The organism is Marinobacter flavimaris (genome assembly GCF_002933295.1).
Lineage (GTDB): Bacteria > Pseudomonadota > Gammaproteobacteria > Pseudomonadales > Oleiphilaceae > Marinobacter > Marinobacter flavimaris.
Genome location: NZ_PSSW01000001.1, coordinates 491,393 through 510,290, shown reverse-complemented (window position 1 = coordinate 510,290; position 18,898 = coordinate 491,393). Strand labels below are relative to the sequence as shown.

The window sequence follows — 18,898 nt, the reverse complement described above, 5'->3', positions numbered from 1 at the left end:
ATTTTTGCTAGAATTCGGCCATCAATCAACCACACCCGCCTGGAAATTTGATGAACCATCTGTTTGTAGACAACCTGACCGTTATCGATTTTGCCTACCTGGACCCGACCCGTGGGCTGGTGGGTGAAAGCTGGATTGCGGATGTGGTGCTTGGCGGGGAGCTGGACGAACAGGGCATGGTGTTCGACTTCAGTAACGTAAAACGCACCATCAAGCGGGTGATCGATGAGAGTGTTGACCATCGTCTGGTGATTCCCCGCGGCTACCAGGGGCTGTCCTGGAGTGAGGAGCAGCCAGACACTTTTACCTGGGCTCTCACGGACGGCAGCCAGATCATTCACCGCTCACCGGACGAGGCCATTGTCTGGTTGTCCGCCGACCGGGTTGTGCCCTCGGCCGTGGCCTCTTTGCTGGAACAGGAAATAAAGGCCGTGCTTCCGGCCAACGTGATTTCCGTGGAGATCAATCTCCGGGAAGAGGAAATCGATGGTGCTTACTACCACTATGTCCACGGCCTTAAGAAACACCTGGGCAACTGCCAGCGCATCGCCCACGGCCATCGATCACCGATTCGTATCGACCGGAACGGCCACCGCGATTACGATCTGGAGCGCCGCTGGGCCAAGCTCTGGCGGGATATCTACGTGGGGTCCGAGGAGGATGTGGTGCGTCGCCATGTTGGCGAAGACGGCGTTCGCTATGTGACCTTCGAATACGAGGCCAACCAGGGCGAGTTTGCACTGACCCTGCCAGAGGATCGCGTGTACATGCTGGATACCGACACCACGGTGGAGCTGATTGCCGCCCACATGGCCGACAAGCTCAAGGTGGAGTTCGCGACAGACACCATCCGGGTGAAGGCTTATGAGGGTGTTGGGAAGGGTGCCATTGCCGAGCGCTGAATAAATCCGGGGTCAGATGGAAATTTCATTTGACCCCATTGTTGTCTGACCCGACATTCAGACACAAAAAAACCGCCAGAAGGCGGTTTTTTTGATGGCTTCCCGGTGGACTAAACCGTCAAGCCGTATTGGCGTCCCCTAGGGGGTTCGAACCCCTGTTGCCGCCGTGAAAGGGCGGAGTCCTAGGCCACTAGACGAAGGGGACTAGAAATTGGTGGAGCCAGGCGGGATCGAACCGCCGACCTCAACACTGCCAGTGTTGCGCTCTCCCAGCTGAGCTATGGCCCCTCAACGGCTGCGTATATTAAGGATCCGCCCTATGGGCGTCAACCTCTGAAACACACTTTTTTTCAGTTTTCTGAACATCCCTGTTCAAGCCGTTTATTAATTCACCAAAGCGGTTAATGAATACCCAGAGCCGCGTATTCCTTTTCCACCTTCTTGGTTTCCTTCTTGGAGAATCCACCCATCACTTCCAGGGCATGCCGAAGCCTTGAACGGGTCATGTCCGGGCCCAGCAGCGCCATGGAATCCATGACAGACCAGGAATTCGGGGTGCCAGCAACCGCCACAAAAATGGAGAACATGAAGTCACCCATCTTCAGGTCCATGGCTTTGGCCAACGCCTTGATATCCGCGAAGATGGTCTCCTTGCTCCAGTGTCGCTGCGCTTCAAGCTTCCAGAGCGTGAACTGAAGAACCCGCTTGATCTGGGCTTCCTCCAGCTTGTTGTGGGCAAAGTCTTCCGGCCTCAGGTTGAGCATGCCGGAGAACATGAACTGGGCCATGGGCGCCACATCCGAAAACACCTCTGCCCTGCCCTTGATGTGGGGCACCAGAGCACGCAGGGCATCCTCATTGAACCACCACTGGCGCATGCGCTCCATGAACTGCTCTTCAGTCAGCTCTTCGCGCAGCCACTGGCCGTTCAGCCATCGGAGCTTCTCCACGTCAAACACCGGACCACCAAGGGAAACTCGCTGGATGTCGAAGTTCTCGATCATCTCATCCAGGGTGAACTTTTCCCGCTCGTCCGGCATGGACCAGCCCATGCGCCCCAGATAGTTGGTGACGGCCTCCGGCAGAAAGCCCATGCGCTCATAGAAATTGATGCTGGTCGGGTTCTTGCGCTTGGACAGTTTGCTCTTGTCCGGGTTGCGCAGCAGCGGAAGGTGACACAGCACCGGCATATCCCAGCCAAAATACTGATACAGCAGCTTGTGCTTGGGCGCCGAGTTGATCCACTCCTCACCACGCAGAACGTGGGTGATTTCCATAAGGTGATCATCAACCACATTCGCCAGGTGATAAGTGGGCATGCCATCGGACTTGAGCAGAATCTGGCAGTCCACCTGAGCCCAGTCGATCTCAATGGTGCCCCGAAGCATGTCGTCGATCTCGCAGACGCCCTCATCGGGCACTTTCATACGAATCACGTATGGTTCACCTGCATCGAGGCGGCGCTTCACTTCGTCCTCGGGCAGCTCCAGATCGCCCTTGATACCCGGGTTCAGGCCCTGGGCCTTGCGTTCTTCCCGAATGGCTTCCAGCTCATCCGGTGTGCGGAAGCAATAAAATGCGTGGCCGGCCGTCACCAGATCCTCGGCATACTGCCGGTACGAGTGCTTGCGCTCGGACTGGCGATAGGGGCCGTGAGGACCACCCACGTCGGGGCCTTCGTCCCAGTTCAGACCGAGCCAGCGCAGCGCCTTGAGAATGTCCTGCTCGGATTCTGCGGTACTGCGGGCCTGGTCGGTGTCTTCGATACGCAGGATAAACTGGCCGCCGTGCTGACGGGCAAAGCACAGGTTGAACAGGGCCACGTAGGCGGTACCAACGTGAGGGTCTCCCGTGGGTGACGGAGCAATTCGGGTACGTACAGTCATGAAACCTTCCTGAAAAATCGGTGGCCGTTTGATAAAGCGGGCATTATACCGGCCAACGGCAGGTTTCGCATGATCAGGAAGTTAACGAGCACACCAGAAATACTAAGTAAGAAGTTTCTTTTGCCGGCCCCGGCCGAGTTTGTTATATTATAACATTACACATCAGCATCGCAGGATCTCTTTTATCATGCGCGTTACCGGAAAAGCACTTTCTATTGCACTCGGAGCCGGCACCCTTTTGTTTCACAGTGCCCTGCAGGCCGAGACCCGCATTGTTACTTCCATCAAACCGGTTGAGCTGATCGTCAGTGCGATCGCCACGGAAGACATGCAGACAACGAGTCTCGTCCCGCCCGGCTCCAGCCCCCACAATTACACCATGAAGCCATCCCAGCGCCGGGCCCTGGAAAACGCCGACGTGATTTTCTGGGTCGGGCCCGACATGGAAACCTTCCTTAATCGCCTTCTGGCAGGGCAGGAATTCAGCGGTCGAACGGTCGCGCTCATGGATGCCGAGCACGAACCCGGGGAAGTTAACCACGATGAACACGCGCACGACGACCACGCGGACGATCACCATGGCCATGCCCACGAAGAGGAGGCCAAGGAGGAAGAACACCACAACGAGGGGCACGGACACGGCCATGATCACGGAGACGGCGAAGACCCGCACATCTGGCTGGATCCCGAACTGGCCATCGAAATGGCCGGGACGATCCGGGATGCTCTCTCAGGACTGAAAGGTGTTGACGCTGGCGCGTTAAACGAGAATTTCGAGCAGTTCAAAGCCAGCGTTCGAGAAACCGATGCCAATATCCGGGACCGCCTTGCACCGGCGCACGAAATCAGCCTGTTTGCCTATCACGACGCCTTTACCCGATTTGCCGAACACTATGAACTGAAACTCGAGGGCGTTCTGACGCTGAACCCGGAGCTGTCGCCAGGGGCCCGGCATATCGCGGAAGTGCAGGAAAAACTGCGCAACGCAAACCATCCCTGCCTCCTGACCGAACCGCAGTTCAACCGGCAGTGGTGGCGCTCGATCACCGAGAGCCTGGACGTGACCTTCAGCACCTGGGACCCTCTGGCCACTGACATCGCGGCAACGCCAGAAGGTTACAACAACTTCCAGCACAGCATTGTCGACGCGGTGCTCAAGTGCCTACCAGAGAATACTGAGCATTAACGGTATGGTGACGATGGCCAGCAAGGTCTGACCACTGATGATGCCCGCCACCAGGGGGGCATCGCCACCAAGCTGTCGAGCCAGAATGTAGGCAGAGGTGGCCGTGGGAAGCGCCGACAACAGCACGGCCACCTGAACCATCATTCCCTCAAGACCCAGCAACAAGGCCAGCCCCGCAGTCATCAGCGGAAATCCGACCAACTTCAGCGCCGATGAAACAATAAACGGCAGTGAAGCGCCTCTGAGGGCCTTGAGCTGAAGCCCGGCGCCAACCGTCATCAAACCCATCGGCAACGCCAGATTGCTTAGCGGCTCGAGAATGCCGCCGATCAGCGGATGAAATCCGATTTCGAAGAAACTCCAGACCACGCCAATCACCGAGCCCACTATAAGAGGATTGGTCACAATCGCCTTGAATACTGGCACCAGCCTCACCGGCCCTTCCGTGGCCACCAGTGAAAACATCAGTATGCACAGCAGATTCAGCAACGGCACCATGATGGCAACCGCAATCGCCGTGAGGGAAAGGCCCTGATCGCCGAGCAGCATGCCGCCAGCCGCCAGGCCCACGTAGGAATTGAACCGGATAGCCCCCTGGTAAACCGAAGAAAAAACCGGGCCGGACCAGCGCCAGAACCATTGGGCAATCGCCAGGATCAGCGTCATCGCGATCAGCATGGCGCCAATGAGCAATGCAATGTCGCCATAAGCGGAAGCCGGCAGCCTGGCCTGCCCCAGCTTGAAGACCAACATGGCCGGAAACAGCACGTAGTAGGTAAACCGCTCCGCCTGGGGCCAGAAATCGCCGCCCGGAAAGTCAATGCGGCGGAACACATGCCCAAGCATGATCAGGATAAATACCGGCAGCAGAGCCTGCACCATCAGGGGCATACGTTCAAACTCCAGGGCAAGGTTGTTTACTTGGGTTTTATGGGAGTACAGTTAAACAAGCATGAGATCATAGCAGAAGGAGTGCTTCTCCTTCAGGGAGGTTTTTTGCTATCGACGCATCGAAGCCCAGACTTTGCAGGCTTATCTATTTCAGCAGCGTTTCTTCGCATCTGCAGGAATCCGATTTAGACGACATCCTCGCGGAATCCATCAAAAGAAACGAGCGGGACGGCATCACCGGCCTGCTGGCTTATGATCAGTTCAATTTCATGCAGGTTTTGGAAGGTGAGGAAGAGGCTGTCAACAGACTTTACCTTGGCATCACTGCCGATCCTCGCCACCAGGATGTTCGCCTGATTCAGTACGAGCAAATCGATCATCGCCAGTTTGACGATTGGGCAATGGCTCTGGCGAAGCTTCCCGAGGTTCCGGGCAATTACATCAACAAACTCTATGGTGGATTCAAGCCCCAGCTGTTCTCCACTCGAGACGCTCTAATCTACTTCAATTTTCTCCGCAACTATTTGAAACGAGCAGCCTGAAGCCTGTTATGGATTTCGCCAAAGCCTTACGGAAATCGGAAACCAATGCCTGTTAAACTACGACTCTTGGTTTCAACGTAGTTCTTTTCGTCACCCGTTTTTCGTCGACAACAGGTATCGCAATGTCTGGAATACCATCTGAGGACACCCTGCTGCACAACTCCGGCCCCTCCCGCCGCTTCTGCGTGGCCCCGATGATGGACTGGACCACCAGTCACTACCGTTATCTGGCGCGCCAGCTTAGCCGGCATACCCTGCTCTACACCGAGATGGTCACCACCGGCGCACTGATTCATGGCGACACCGCGCGCTTTCTGCGCCACGATGAGGCCGAGTACCCACTGGCCCTTCAGCTGGGTGGCAGCGATGCCGGCGAACTTGCCCACTGTGCCAGGCTGGCACAGCAATACGGCTTCGATGAGGTTAACCTGAACGTCGGTTGCCCCAGCGATCGTGTTCAGAACAACATGATCGGTGCCTGCCTGATGGGCCATCCGGACAAGGTGGCAGAGGGCGTGCGCGCCATGATTGAAGCAACCGAGCTGCCAGTCACCGTGAAGCATCGAATCGGTATTGATGGGCGGGAGTCCTGGGACGATCTCTGCGAATTCGTGGAAAAAGTGTCGGAAGCTGGCTGCCGGACCTTTATCGTACACGCCCGGATCGCGATTCTTGAAGGCCTGAGCCCCAAGGAAAACCGGGAAGTCCCTCCGCTTAAATACGACTGGGTCTACCGGCTGAAAGCGAAATACCCGCACCTGGAAATCATCATCAACGGCGGCATCAAGACCTTCGATGAGTGCCACGAGCATCTCCGGCATACCGACGGCGTGATGCTGGGTCGGGAGGCGTACCACAATCCCTGGCTGCTGGCAGGCGTCGATCCGGAGTTCTTCGGGGAGGCAGCGCCGGTAGAAACCCGGCATCAGGCACTTCGGGCCATGCTTCCGTTCATAGGGAGCGAACTTGAGCGCGGCGTATTCCTGACTCACATGTCCAGGCACCTTCTCGGCCTGTTCCACGGCCAACCTGGCGGTCGGCAGTTCCGTCGCTATATCAGCGAGAACGCCCATAAATCCGGTGCTGGCCTGGAAGTGATCGAAACCGCTCTGGAAAAGGTTCGTGAACCGGCGGCGCCGGAGATTGCCGAAGCTTAATCGCAGGCAATTGCCACCATACCTTTTGTTGTCTTGTTCCTGTCAGAGCGGCCCGTTATTGTAGGCATATAGCCAGCGCCCGGGATTCGGGCGCACCAATAACAGATCAACCGGGACGACAGGACGAATGACCAGCAAGCTCGACCAACTGAAGACCATGACCACGGTGGTAGCGGATACCGGCGATATCGAAGCCATTGCGAAGTGGCGGCCGGAAGATGCCACCACTAATCCATCCCTGCTACTCAAAGCTGCCGCTTCTGACGCTTACCGGCCGATGCTGGACAAGGCTGTGGCAGAAGCCCGGCGGCATGGCGGCTCAGACGCCGAGCAGCTGACCATGGCCACTGATATGCTGGCCGTACTCGCCGGCCGAGAAATCCTGAACCTGATTCCCGGTGTGGTTTCGACGGAGGTGGATGCCCGTTTGTCCTTTGATACCGCCGGTACGCTTGAGCGCGCCCGCCGCCTGGTTGAGCTGTACGACAAGCAGGGCGTCGACACCAGTCGCGTACTGATCAAGATTGCTTCTACCTGGGAAGGCATCCGGGCGGCCGAGCAACTGGAGAAAGAAGGCATTCACTGCAACCTGACGTTGCTGTTTTCTTTCATTCAGGCCGCCGCCTGTGCCCAGGCCGGTGCATTCCTGATCTCGCCCTTTGTTGGTCGAATTCTGGACTGGCACCTGGCCAGCACTGGCCGGGACAGCTACCCGGCTGCAGAGGATCCGGGGGTGCTTTCGGTATCCCGTATCTACAATTACTACAAGGCCAACGGCTTTAAAACGGTGGTGATGGGCGCCAGTTTCCGGAACACCGGCGAAATTGAAATGCTGGCTGGCTGTGACCGCCTGACCATAAGCCCTACCCTGCTGCAGGAGTTGCAGGACGACCTGGGCGATCTGCCGCGTCGACTGGTCGCCGACACCGCCAGCTCACCGGATCAGTTTGGCACCATCGACGAGAAACTGTTCCGCTGGGAATCCAACGAGGACGCTATGGCTACCGAGAAGCTGGCCGATGGTATCCGCCGGTTCACAGCCGACCAGATTGAACTGGAGAACCGGGTCCGGCAGCTGGCCAGGGCGGCCTGACGCGGCGCCTCAAACCAAACACAGAAGTGGGACTGTCCGATCATGATCGAGCGCCTGAAAAAATTGTTTGCGGCACCGGAAGCTGAACGCGAGAAGCCCGATAACCATCAGCTCGCAGTGGCTGCCACGGCATTGATGGTTCAGCTTTCCCGTGTCGACCAGGATGAAGACGAGCGCGAACTGCAGGCGATTGTTGATGGCGCAGTAAAAGCACATCAGGTAACCCGGGCCGAAGCCGAGGAAATTCTGGAAGACGCCCTTAGCCACGCAGACGATGCCACGTCGCTCTATGAATTTACCGGCCAGATCAACGAGTACCTGGACCAGGAAGGAAAACAGGCCCTGCTGGAAAGTATCTGGCGCGTGGCCTTTGCGGATGGCCGCATCGACAAGTACGAAGAACACCTTATTCGCCGCATGGCAGACCTGCTGCATCTTAATCATCGGGAGTTCATGCAGGCGCGGCACCGGGCGCAAGACGCAGGTTCTTAAAAGGAGACAGCATGCTAGCGATTCTTCATCCGAATACCGCTCTGGACAGCGAAGAATACCGACAGACCATGCACTACCTCGAGAATCTCCCGAACGTGTCGGTTCGGGTTCATGAGGTTCAGGGCGCCACCCAGAGGCTGACCGAAATCTATCTTCTCGGGGACACCAAGCCCCTGAACAAGGAAGAGATCGAAGCCCTACCTGCGGTCGAACGGGCCATACGCATTTCGGACGACTACCGTATTCTTGGGCGCCACCGGGACGATCGACGGCAAAGCGGCTTCACCTACAACGGTGTCGAGTTCAGTCAATCCAACCTGAACATCTTTGCCGGGCTGTGCGCGGTTGATGTGCCCGAACACGTCGACATGATGATGAAGGCCCTGGAAGGCCATGGGGAAGTCTGCACACGAATGGGCGCCTACAAGCCGCGCACCAACCCTTATTCATTCCAGGGCCACGGCAAGGGCTGCCTCCCCTGGGTGTTTGAAAAGGCGGGGAAACACGGCATCAAGGTTATCGCCATGGAGATCACTCATGAGAGCCACATTGAGGAAATCGACAACTGCCTCGAAAAGCTTGGCCGTCCCACCGGTGTAATGCTGCAGGTGGGCACCCGCAATACCCAGAACTTCGAGCTGCTCAAGGCCATTGGCCGCCAGAGTACCTATCCGGTACTGCTCAAACGCGGGTTCGGGATTACCCTGAATGAATCCCTCAACGCTGCCGAGTATCTGGCCAGCGAAGGCAACGCTAATGTCATCTTCTGCCTGAGGGGCATGAAAACCGAAGCCGGCCAGCCCCATCGGAACATGGTGGATTTCGCCCATGTGCCGGCGGTCAAGCGCCTTACCCGTATGCCAGTCTGTGTGGATCCTTCCCATTCGGTGGGCAGCCGCGAGCAGTCTCCGGACGGCATCCTTGATGTCATGCACGCGACCGCCCAGGGCGTCGTCGCCGGTGCCAACATGGTGCTCGTGGATTTCCACCCCAAGCCGGAAAGAGCCCTGGTGGACGGCCCCCAGGCCCTGCTGATGAACGAGCTGCCGGCGTACCTCGAAGACATACGCCTTTGCCACGACACCTGGAAGAAGCGCCAGGCCATTTACCAACGCCTGAAGGATGATGCAGCGGAATGATTGTCTACGGACACAGAGGCGCCAAGGGAGAAGCTCCCGAAAACACCCTTCCGGGATTTACGCATGCTTACCGGCACGGTATCCGGCATTTTGAACTGGATCTCGTATTGTCAAAGGACGGCAAGCCGGTATTGGTGCACGATCTTTCGGTTGACCGCACGACCAGCCAGAAAGGCAGTATCAGTCAGTACACGGCCGCCGAACTGGCTGCCATGGATGCGCGAAGAAACACCAGCTCCTGGCCCACACCCACGGGAATTCCCGCGCTGGAAGACCTTCTGGACCGGTTCGACGACCTCGAACACCTGCAACTGGAAGTCAAAAAAGACACGCGTCAGCGCCTGAACATTCTCAGCAATCGCCTGACAGAGGTTATACAGCGACGCAATCTGTATCAGACGGTGGCCATAACCTCTTCCGACACCTGGTTTCTGAAACAGATCCGGCGGCGGAACAAGAACATCCGCATCGGCCTGGTCGCAGAGCGCAAATTCCCGCGCCCCTTGAGCATTGCGGGCCAACTCGGCTGTGAGTATCTCTGCATCAACTGGAAGCTTTGCTCGAAAGCGCTGGTTGAAAAAGCCCATCGAAAGGGCATGCACGTGTCCACCTGGACGGTGAACCGGATTCACGACATGTTGCAACTGGAAGAAATGGGCGTGGACAGCATCATCACTGACTATCCCACCAGCACCCGCATATTCTTCGACAACAGGGCCAGGTCAGCCCTGTCATTGCCACAGAGTCACGCCGGGGTGTCGGCCAGTAAAGAGGCCCTGTCAGCGGGCTGAATTCGGGATATGGAAGGTTAAGCCGGGGTCAGTCGTAGGCTTTCTTCTGACCCCTGGTGTGGCCTGCCCCGTTAAAAGATCCGGTTCAGACCGTTCAACGCCGCGACACGGTAGGCTTCCGCCATGGTCGGATAGTTGAACGTGGTATTGATGAAGTAGTTCAGGGAGTTGGCCTCTCCTTCCTGATTCATGATCGCCTGGCCGATGTGGACGATTTCCGCCGCCTGGTCACCGAAACAGTGGATACCCAGAATCTGACGGGTTTCCCGGTGAAACAGAATTTTCAGCATTCCTACCGCTTCTCCGGTAATCTGGGCACGGGCAAGATCCTTGAAGAACGCCTGTCCAACCTCGTAGGGCACCTTGGCTTCCGTCAGTTCGCGCTCGGTTTTACCAACGGAACTGATTTCCGGAATGGTGTAGATCCCGGTCGGCACATCCGACACAAAGCGGAAGTATGCGTCATCCACAATATCCGAGGATGCAGAGCGGCCCTGGTCATAAGCGGCGCTTGCCAGACTTGGCCAGCCGATCACGTCGCCCGCCGCGTAGATGTTGTCCACTTCGGTGCGATAGTGCTCGTCAACGGCCAGTTGCCCACGGCCATTGGGTTCCAGACCGATATTTTCGAGGCCCAGCTTCTCGGTGTTCCCGCTGCGACCATTGCACCACAGGAATGCATCCGCACGGATTTTCTTGCCCGATTGAAGCGACAACACCACACCGTGGTCGTCGCCCACAACCGACTCGTACTGCTCGTTGTGGCGAACCAGAACGCCATTATTCCGCAGGTGGTAACTCAGGGCGTCGGAGATCTCGTCATCCAGGAAGGACAACAGCCGGCTACCCGGGTTGATCAGGTCGACTTTTACACCCAGGCCCGCAAAGATCGAGGCGTACTCTGACCCTATGACGCCAGCGCCATAAATAATCAGTGTGCGAGGCGTGTGAGACAGGTTCAGAATGGTGTCGGAGTTATAGATACGGTGATGACGGAAGTCCACATCGGGTGGCAGGTAGGGCCTGGAACCGGTGGCGATGATCGCCTGCTTGAAGTGCAGCGTCTCGGAGGACTTGCTACCCCGGACTTCTATGCGGTTCTGGTCGACAAAAAAGGCCCGGCCGTTTATCAAATCCACGCGATTGCGAGAGTAGAACTGCGTCCGGAGCTTGACCTGCTTGCCGATGACCTTCTGGGCATTCTGAAGCACTCGCGGGAAAGAGAACCAGCGAGGCTCCCCGATATCCCGGAACATCTGGTTGGTGTTGAACGTAATGATCTGTTTGACGGAGTGGCGCAGCGCCTTGGAAGGAATGGTGCCCCAGTGGGTGCAGTTCCCGCCAACGGTAGGCTTGTCTTCGATGATCGCGACACGTTTGCCGTGTTTCGTCGCATTCATCGCCGCGCCTTCGCCGGACGGACCGGCGCCGATAACGACGACGTCGTAATGATGTTCTGCCATGCGCGCAGTGACTCCTTATCTACGTCGTGAAAAGATGGTTGTAATTGTCAAAAACAGATCAGTGCTTGCTGGCCTTGCTGGCGTCGTAAGCCAGAGCCTCGGGCTCTTTACCCTCGTTGGCCAACCGTTCGTTTTCTTCTTCGCACTTCTGGGTATTACCACCGCAGATATCACAGGACTGGCTGATACCAAGCGCGCCAATACCGCCGCAGGTTCCGCTGATGGGCTTGCGCCCGAGGATCACGCCAATAGACATGGCTGCAACCAGCAAAACCACGATGAAAAGAACCAAAAGAAAGGTACCCATGTTGCCCTCCCCTCATTGAGTCACGTAGGACGAAAAGGCCGGCGTCTGGTGCGTCTCGAAGCCTTCATCCGTCCTGACAATAAAATAGGCCGGGATATTTTCCCTTACCGCGAGCTCATTTGCCCGCTCGTAGCCCATCACATTAAAACCGGTTGCCAGAGCATCTGCCGTCATACAATCGTCCGCGATAACGGTTACTGATGCCAGCTTGTGAGCAATTGGCTCACCCGTTTCAGGATCTATTGTATGGGAATACCGACGCCCTTCCGATTCGTAATAATTACGATAATCACCTGATGTTGCCATAGCACGTGATTCCAGCGCCACCACGCGGTTTACCGCGCGCCCTTCCGCCATCGGCTGTTCTATGGCCAGTCGCCAGGTGCTGCCATCAGGTTTACGGCCATTGACGCTAACCTCTCCGCCAATCTCCACCAGGTACGCCTCCACGCCTTCGCTCTCAAGAAAACGGGCAACCGCATCTACACCGTATCCCTTGGCGATAGCCGACAGATCCACATATTGCGGTGGTGTCGCACGCACGGCGGGCGGATCGACCCGCAGCTCGAGCTTCTCGAAGCCAGTGGCGGCAAGAGCCCTGGAGAGAGATTCTTCTGACGGAATCTGCTCCGGGCGCGCCTCGGGGCCGAACCCCCAAAGATTTACCACCGGGCCGATGGTCACATCAAAGGCACCAGCGGTCATCGTTGAGATCTCTTCAGCCTTCTGAAGAACACGGAGCAAGTCCGCTGACACCGGAACCCACTCGGATTGATCGGATCGTTGATTGAAACGGGACAGCTCCGAATCCTCGCGCCAGGTCGACATTGACGCATCAACCCCTTCGAGCACCTCATCGATACCGCTGGCCAGAGTTTCAAGCCTCTCCTGATCCTCGGTCAATACGACATTGATGTGGTAGCTGGTGCCGAAGACAGGTCCGGAGATTTCCCAGATTTTTTCCTCTGGCTCAAACGAACAACCCGCCAGAACGGCAAAGGCCAGCGCTGTAAAAGCGCTGGCCAGGGCCACCCTGGCGGGTCGTACCATGCTGAATGTCATCAGAACTGCTTAGCCTCCAAAGTCATCCAGCATGATGTTTTCATCCTCAACACCCAGATCTTTCAGCATCTTGATGCAGGAGGCGTTCATGATGGGGGGCCCACACATGTAGTATTCACAGTCTTCCGGAGCCGGGTGGTCCTTCAGATAGTTTTCATACAACACGTTATGAATAAACCCGGTCGGGCCCTGCCAATTGTCCTCGGGCAACGCATCGGAAAGTGCGACATGCCACTCGAAGTTGTCGTTTTCTTCCTGAAGCCCGTCGAAATCTTCCACATAGAACATCTCGCGAACACTTCGTGCGCCATACCAGAAGCTGATCTTGCGCTTGGAGTTCAGACGCTTGAGCTGATCGAAGATGTGGGAACGCATAGGCGCCATACCGGCACCGCCACCAATGAATACCATTTCGGCATCGGTCTTCTTGGCGAAGAACTCACCGAACGGCCCCATAACGGTGACCTTGTCGCCCGGCTTCAGGTTGAACACGTAGCTCGACATGATGCCCGGATTGTGGTCAGTGCCCGGAGGCGGCGTGGCGATACGGATGTTGAACTTGAGAACACCCTTCTCTTCCGGATAGTTTGCCATGGAATAGGCCCGGATGGTCTCTTCCTTGTTGACCGCCTTGTAGCGCCAGATGTTGTGCTTGTCCCAGTCTTCGTGGAACTCTTCCTCGATATCGAAATCCTTGAAGTCGATCTCGTAGGGAGGACACTCGAGCTGAACGTAACCGCCGGCCCGGAAGTCAACTTCCTCGCCTTCCGGCAGCTTGAGCACCAGCTCTTTGATGAAGGTGGCGACGTTGTGGTTGGAGACAACCTCGCATTCCCACTTCTTGACGCCAAAGAACTCTTCCGGCACTTCCACCTTCATGTCCTGTTTTACAGGAACCTGGCAGGACAGGCGCCAGCCCTCTTTCTCTTCACGATTGGTGAAGTGGGTCTTTTCCGTCGGCAGCATGGCACCGCCGCCCTCCAGAACCTTGCACTTGCACTGGGCGCAGGTACCGCCGCCACCACAAGCAGAGGACAGAAAAATACCACTGTTAGCCAGAGTACCGAGCAGCTTGCCGCCGGCTTCGGTCTTCAGCGTGTGTTCGGGATCGTCGTTGATCTCAATGGTCACATCACCGGTGCTTACCAGCCTGGACCGGGCCGCAAGAATCACTGCGACCAGGGCCAGAACGATAACGGTGAACATGACCACGCCGAGAATAATTTCTGTATTCATGGTCTCGCCTTTTCGTTAAACCGAATCACCGGGTGAGTTACAGTGAGATGCCGGAGAAGGACATGAAGCCCAGGGACATCAGACCAACAGTAATGAAGGTGATACCCAGGCCGCGCAGGCCTTCCGGAACGTCACTGTACTTCAGCTTCTCGCGGATACCCGCCAGGGCAATGATCGCCAGGGCCCAGCCAAGGCCGGCGCCGAAGCCATACACCACACTCTCGCCGAAGGTGTAGTCACGCTCCACCATGAACAGCGAGGCACCCAGAATGGCGCAGTTCACTGTAATCAGTGGCAGGAACACACCCAGAGCGGCATAGAGCGCCGGGATATACTTGTCCAGTACCATTTCCATGATCTGAACAATCGCCGCGATTACCCCGATATACGTCAGCAATCCGAGAAAGCTCAGGTCTACGTTCGGCAGGCCAGCCCAATCCAGGGCGCCTTCGCGCAGAACGCTGTTGTACAGAAGGTTGTTCACCGGAACGGTGACCGTCAGCACGACCACCACGGCAATGCCAAGACCGGTTGCGGCCTCGATCTTCTTGGAGATGGCCAGGAAGGTACACATCCCCAGGAAGAACGCCAGCGCCATGTTTTCAACAAAAACAGCCTTCAGAATCAAGCTGATATAATGCTCCATCAGAAGGCCTCCTTGGCGACATGGCGAGACATTTTATAGTCCGGCTCTTCAACCTGCTCCGGCTTCCAGGTCCGCAGACCCCAGATCGCCAGGCCGATAATAAAGAACGCACTCGGCGGCAGCAGCAACAAGCCGTTAGGAATGTACCAGCCACCTTCGTTCACCACCGGCATCAGGGAGACACCGAACAGTGAGCCGGCGCCCAGCAATTCACGGAAGAAGGCAACGAAGATCAGGAGTACCGAGTAGCCCAGACCGTTACCAACGCCGTCCAGGAAGCTCAGCCAGGGGCCGTTCTTCATGGCAAAGCCTTCCGCGCGGCCCATAACGATGCAGTTGGTGATAATCAGACCAACGAACACTGAGAGCTGCTTGGAAATCTCGTAGGCATAGGCCTTGAGCACCTGGTCAACCACGATTACCAGGGAGGCGATAATGGTCATCTGCACGATGATCCGGATACTGCCCGGAATCTGGGTGCGTACCAGGGACACGGCCAGGTTGGAAAATGCGGTAACGGCAATAACCGCCGCGCACATAACAAGTGTAACGTTCATGCTGGTGGTAACCGCCAGCGCTGAACAGATGCCCAGGATCTGCAGGGCAATCGGGTTATTGCTGAAGATCGGTTCGAAGAGAACCTGTTTGGCTGATGCATCTGCCATGATCAGACCTCCCCTTCACGAAGTTTTTGCAGGAACGGCGCGTATCCGCGGTCGCCCATCCAGTAGTTAACCAGTTGCTCAACGCCGCGACTGGTCAACGTTGCCCCGGACAGAGCATCCACTTTATGCTGCCTTTTTTTTGCATCAACGTTTACGCCACCTTTAACCAGTTTGATCTGCGGTTCAGTGCGATCACCATCATAAACTTTCTTCCCCACCCACTGCGACTTCCAGCGTGGATTGTCTACCTCCCCACCGAGGCCCGGAGTTTCGGCGTGGGAGTAAAAGCCAAGCCCTTCAATGGTGTTCAAATCACCTTCCAGCGAAATGAAGCCATACAATGTAGACCAGAGGCCATAACCATGAATTGGCAGTACCACACGCACTAGCTCTCCGTTCTCGCTCAGCGTATACACCCTGGCAACATTCGGCCGGCGCTTGATGCCAGCCTTGTCTTCCGAGGAAGGAATATCCGTAGACAACTGAGGGTCCGAGGCAGCCTTGTACATATCATATTTCATGGGCTCAGCAACACCAACGGCGGAAGGCTTTACAAATTTACCAGTATCCAAATCCACCAGGCGAACATCGAAACTCTCGAATTTCTGCAAAATCTGCTCTGCAGTATCGCCTTGATCCAGCATACCTGCGGCAGAGAGAATGTTCGTTGTCATATCAAGATGCTGATTCTTGACCTGGGCAGGTCTGAGCATGACCGCCGCGGTGGATACCACGACAGAGAACACGATACTCAGCACCAGCGCAACGATCAGCGTGCGGGAGACGGTTTCTTTAGCTTTAGCCACGAGCAAGCCTCCGTTTGATGTTGGCCTGAACCACGTAATGGTCCATCAATGGCGCGAACAGGTTTGCGAACAGGATGGCAAGCATGATGCCTTCCGGGAACGCCGGATTGATCACGCGGATCAGCACAGTCATCACGCCTACCAGAATACCGAAACACCAGCGACCCGTGTCAGTCATCGCGGCGGACACCGGATCCGTCGCCATGAACATCATGCCAAAGGCAAACCCGCCCATGACCAGATGCCAATGCGCCGGAACCGCGAACATCGGATTGGTCTCGGAACCTATGATGTTTAGCAGCAGCGACATGCCGATCATACCGATCAACACACCTCCGACGATGCGATAGGAGGCAATCTTCATCCCCAACAGGATCAGGCCACCAATCAGAATGGCCAGTGTCGAGGTCTCACCCATCGAGCCCTGAATGGTGCCCATGAAGGCGCTCATCCAGCCAATTTGAGCTTCCAGAGCTTCCAGACCACCACTGGCGGCCCAGCTCAGCGCCGTGGCGCCACTGAAGCCGTCAACCGCAGTCCAGACGGTGTCGCCGGAAATCTGCGCCGGATAGGCGAAGTACAGGAAGGCACGACCGGTCAGGGCCGGGTTCAGGAAGTTCTTGCCGGTACCGCCGAACACTTCCTTGCCGATCACGACGCCGAAGGTGATGCCCAGGGCCACCTGCCAGAGAGGAATGGTGGGCGGGCAGATCAGTGCAAACAGGACCGATGTGACAAAGAAACCCTCGTTCACTTCGTGACGGCGCACGGTGGCAAACAGCACTTCCCAGAAACCACCGACCACGAAGGTCACGAAGTAAATGGGCACGAAGTACGCCATGCCGTAAACGAAGTTGTCCCATACGCCCGCACCGGAACCGGTGATGGCAAGTGCCTGGATAAAGGCAGTCCGCAGGCCGCCGTCAGCAATCATGGCATCCGGGTTGGACGCCAGGAAACTGTTGGCCTGGTAGCCGATGTTCCACATTCCGAAGAACATTGCCGGGAAGGTGCACAACCAAACCGTGATCATGATGCGCTTGAGGTCAATCCCGTCACGCACATGGGCGGTGGTGGAGGTGACACTCGCCGGCGAGTAGAAAATAGTATCCACCGCCTCGTAAAGCGCATACCAGCGCTCGTACTTGCCACCCTTTTCAAAGTGATGCTCGATTCCATCGAGAAACTGTCTGATAGCCATCGTATTAGCCCTCGATCTCGATTCGGGTCAGGTTCTCGCGGAGAATCGGACCATATTCATATTTGCCGGGGCACACAAAGGTGCACAGCGCCAGATCTTCTTCATCCAACTCCAGTGCGCCAAGCTTCTGTGCCATCTCTGTGTCGCCGACAATCAGGGAACGCAGCAACTGCGTGGGCAGAATGTCCAGCGGCATGATCTTTTCGTAAACACCCACCGGCACCATCGCCCGCTCGCTGCCATTGGTGGTGGTGGTCATATCGAACCGTTTGCCACCGACCAGCTTGGACAGGTAAATATTCATGACGGAGAACTTGTTCGCACCCGGCGACAGCCAGCCCATGAACTCGCGCTTGTTACCTTCCTCAAGCACGGACACCTGATTGGCAAACCGGCCAAGATAGGCGCAGGGACCATCGCCACGGCGACCGCCGAACACGGAGCCGGAAATCGCCCGGATCTCGCAATCTGTGGCAACTTCACCGTCGAGAAGCTCCTCAAGACTGGCACCCAGACGAGTACGCACGAGACGGGGTTTCAGGGCCTTGGGGCCACCGATCGCCACGACACGCTCAACAGGGACTTCACCGGATTCAAACAGCTTGGCAATGTCGATAACGTCCTGATAATTGATACTCCAGACCGTCTTGCTGCCAGAAACCGGATCCAGGTGATGGATATGGGTTCCCACGTTGCCGGCCGGATGCTTGCCATCGAACTGGTGCACCTCAACGGCGTCGGACCTGGGAACAGCGACGTTGGATCCTGGCTTGCCAGTGACAAACACCTTGCCGGTGGTCAGTTTGGTAAGGATCTCAAGGCCTTTCTCGAACGCCTGGCTGTTTTCGCCAATGATGACCGTCGGGTCCGCTGCCAGCGGGTTGGTATCCATGACCGACACGAAAATTGAGTGGGGAGCGGAATCAATCTCCGGAACCTTGCTGTACGGACGCGTCTTGAACGCAGTCCAGAGCCCGGATTCCACCAGATTATCGACTACCTGCTGGCGTTCCAGGCCGGCAAGATCCGCTTCGCTGTAGCGCGCAAAGGTCTCAGCCTCATCGCCATCGACTTCGATAACGATCGACTGGAATACCCGACGCTCACCACGGTTGATCTCTTTCACAACGCCCGCGGCGGGTGAAGTATAACGAACGCCCTCGGTCTTCTTGTCCGTGAACAGCAGCGTACCGCGCTTGACACGGTCCCCCTCTTTCACAGCCATCGTCGGCTTCATGCCGATATAGTCAAAACCGATCAACGCAACGTGGCGAACGGGTTTGCCGTCTGTAATGGTCTGTTCGGGAGCGCCGCTGATGGGAAGATCCAGGCCTTTTTTGATCTTGATCATTAGCCTCATCCAATCATCAGAAACTTTTCAATGGATTCGTAACGCCCGACACCTGCGGCCCAGAAAAACCATGAGAAACGGA

At 56.7% G+C, this 18,898-nt stretch carries 19 protein-coding genes and 2 tRNA genes; 8 read left to right on the top strand and 13 right to left on the bottom strand.

Annotated features, from left to right (window positions below):
- Positions 1-50: 50 nt before the first annotated feature.
- On the top strand, positions 51-902 hold the full coding sequence (locus MDHKLMBL_RS02365) for a 6-carboxytetrahydropterin synthase (protein ID WP_104270030.1): 852 nt from the start codon (positions 51-53) through the stop codon (positions 900-902).
- Between the two features lie 129 nt (positions 903-1,031).
- Here MDHKLMBL_RS02365 and MDHKLMBL_RS02360 read toward each other — a convergent pair.
- From MDHKLMBL_RS02360 to gltX, 3 genes are all read right to left on the bottom strand, one after another.
- Positions 1,032-1,107 (bottom strand) — tRNA-Glu (locus MDHKLMBL_RS02360).
- A 7-nt stretch (positions 1,108-1,114) separates the two neighbouring features.
- Positions 1,115-1,190, bottom strand: a tRNA-Ala gene (locus MDHKLMBL_RS02355).
- Positions 1,191-1,303: 113 nt separating this feature from the next.
- The gene (gltX, locus tag MDHKLMBL_RS02350; RefSeq protein ID WP_008175038.1) at positions 1,304-2,788 is read right to left on the bottom strand and encodes a glutamate--tRNA ligase; all 1,485 of its coding nucleotides are present in this window, start codon (positions 2,786-2,788) and stop codon (positions 1,304-1,306) included.
- A gap of 187 nt (positions 2,789-2,975) precedes the next feature.
- On the opposite strand from gltX, the gene MDHKLMBL_RS02345 reads away from it, so the two are divergent.
- Positions 2,976-3,974, top strand: a complete 999-nt coding sequence (locus tag MDHKLMBL_RS02345; RefSeq protein ID WP_104270029.1) for a zinc ABC transporter substrate-binding protein — start codon at positions 2,976-2,978, stop codon at positions 3,972-3,974.
- Here MDHKLMBL_RS02345 and MDHKLMBL_RS02340 read toward each other — a convergent pair.
- Positions 3,951-4,865, bottom strand: a complete 915-nt coding sequence (locus MDHKLMBL_RS02340) for an AEC family transporter (protein WP_104270028.1) — start codon at positions 4,863-4,865, stop codon at positions 3,951-3,953. The genes MDHKLMBL_RS02345 and MDHKLMBL_RS02340 overlap by 24 nt on opposite strands.
- Positions 4,866-4,975: 110 nt before the next feature.
- On the opposite strand from MDHKLMBL_RS02340, the gene MDHKLMBL_RS02335 reads away from it, so the two are divergent.
- The 6 genes from MDHKLMBL_RS02335 (at position 4,976) to MDHKLMBL_RS02310 (ending at position 10,079) form a co-directional block, all read left to right on the top strand.
- A complete protein-coding gene (locus tag MDHKLMBL_RS02335) occupies positions 4,976-5,407 on the top strand; it encodes a BLUF domain-containing protein (protein ID WP_008175045.1) in 432 nt (143 codons plus the stop codon).
- Positions 5,408-5,529: 122 nt separating this feature from the next.
- A complete protein-coding gene (gene dusA, locus MDHKLMBL_RS02330; protein ID WP_008175046.1) occupies positions 5,530-6,564 on the top strand; it encodes a tRNA dihydrouridine(20/20a) synthase DusA in 1,035 nt (344 codons plus the stop codon).
- A gap of 127 nt (positions 6,565-6,691) precedes the next feature.
- Complete coding sequence (gene tal, locus MDHKLMBL_RS02325) at positions 6,692-7,657, top strand: transaldolase (RefSeq protein WP_008175047.1); 966 nt, start codon at positions 6,692-6,694, stop codon at positions 7,655-7,657.
- A 42-nt stretch (positions 7,658-7,699) separates the two neighbouring features.
- Positions 7,700-8,149 carry a tellurite resistance TerB family protein gene (locus tag MDHKLMBL_RS02320; RefSeq protein ID WP_014577563.1) on the top strand — a complete coding sequence of 150 codons (450 nt, stop codon included), beginning with the start codon at positions 7,700-7,702 and terminating at the stop codon, positions 8,147-8,149.
- A gap of 11 nt (positions 8,150-8,160) precedes the next feature.
- A complete protein-coding gene (locus tag MDHKLMBL_RS02315; protein ID WP_053112419.1) occupies positions 8,161-9,288 on the top strand; it encodes a 3-deoxy-7-phosphoheptulonate synthase in 1,128 nt (375 codons plus the stop codon).
- A complete protein-coding gene (locus MDHKLMBL_RS02310; RefSeq protein WP_008175052.1) occupies positions 9,285-10,079 on the top strand; it encodes a glycerophosphodiester phosphodiesterase in 795 nt (264 codons plus the stop codon). Before MDHKLMBL_RS02315 ends, MDHKLMBL_RS02310 begins: the two co-directional genes overlap by 4 nt.
- Positions 10,080-10,150: 71 nt before the next feature.
- Here the strand turns inward: MDHKLMBL_RS02310 and sthA are convergent, their stop codons facing one another.
- Genes sthA through MDHKLMBL_RS02265 form a run of 9 tightly spaced genes read right to left on the bottom strand, consistent with a single transcriptional unit; the run spans position 10,151 to position 18,816 of the window.
- Entirely contained in the window at positions 10,151-11,542 is a 1,392-nt protein-coding gene (gene sthA / locus MDHKLMBL_RS02305) for a Si-specific NAD(P)(+) transhydrogenase (RefSeq protein WP_008175054.1), read from the bottom strand.
- Positions 11,543-11,600: 58 nt separating this feature from the next.
- Positions 11,601-11,849, bottom strand: coding sequence for a (Na+)-NQR maturation NqrM (gene nqrM, locus MDHKLMBL_RS02300; RefSeq protein ID WP_008175057.1), 249 nt, complete (start codon positions 11,847-11,849; stop codon positions 11,601-11,603).
- Between the two features lie 12 nt (positions 11,850-11,861).
- Positions 11,862-12,911 (bottom strand): FAD:protein FMN transferase, encoded by a 1,050-nt coding sequence (locus tag MDHKLMBL_RS02295; RefSeq protein ID WP_053112421.1) that lies wholly within the window; start codon positions 12,909-12,911, stop codon positions 11,862-11,864.
- Between the two features lie 9 nt (positions 12,912-12,920).
- Positions 12,921-14,147 (bottom strand): NADH:ubiquinone reductase (Na(+)-transporting) subunit F, encoded by a 1,227-nt coding sequence (nqrF, locus tag MDHKLMBL_RS02290; protein ID WP_008175061.1) that lies wholly within the window; start codon positions 14,145-14,147, stop codon positions 12,921-12,923.
- A 37-nt stretch (positions 14,148-14,184) separates the two neighbouring features.
- Positions 14,185-14,793 (bottom strand): NADH:ubiquinone reductase (Na(+)-transporting) subunit E, encoded by a 609-nt coding sequence (gene nqrE, locus MDHKLMBL_RS02285; protein ID WP_008175064.1) that lies wholly within the window; start codon positions 14,791-14,793, stop codon positions 14,185-14,187.
- Positions 14,793-15,458, bottom strand: a complete 666-nt coding sequence (locus MDHKLMBL_RS02280) for an NADH:ubiquinone reductase (Na(+)-transporting) subunit D (RefSeq protein ID WP_008175066.1) — start codon at positions 15,456-15,458, stop codon at positions 14,793-14,795. The genes nqrE and MDHKLMBL_RS02280 overlap by 1 nt, the downstream gene beginning before the upstream one ends.
- A gap of 2 nt (positions 15,459-15,460) precedes the next feature.
- Positions 15,461-16,264, bottom strand: coding sequence for a Na(+)-translocating NADH-quinone reductase subunit C (locus MDHKLMBL_RS02275; RefSeq protein ID WP_053112423.1), 804 nt, complete (start codon positions 16,262-16,264; stop codon positions 15,461-15,463).
- Positions 16,257-17,465 carry an NADH:ubiquinone reductase (Na(+)-transporting) subunit B gene (locus tag MDHKLMBL_RS02270; protein ID WP_008175069.1) on the bottom strand — a complete coding sequence of 403 codons (1,209 nt, stop codon included), beginning with the start codon at positions 17,463-17,465 and terminating at the stop codon, positions 16,257-16,259. Before MDHKLMBL_RS02270 ends, MDHKLMBL_RS02275 begins: the two co-directional genes overlap by 8 nt.
- 4 nt (positions 17,466-17,469) lie before the next feature.
- A complete protein-coding gene (locus MDHKLMBL_RS02265; protein ID WP_008175071.1) occupies positions 17,470-18,816 on the bottom strand; it encodes a Na(+)-translocating NADH-quinone reductase subunit A in 1,347 nt (448 codons plus the stop codon).
- Positions 18,817-18,898 lie beyond the last annotated feature (82 nt).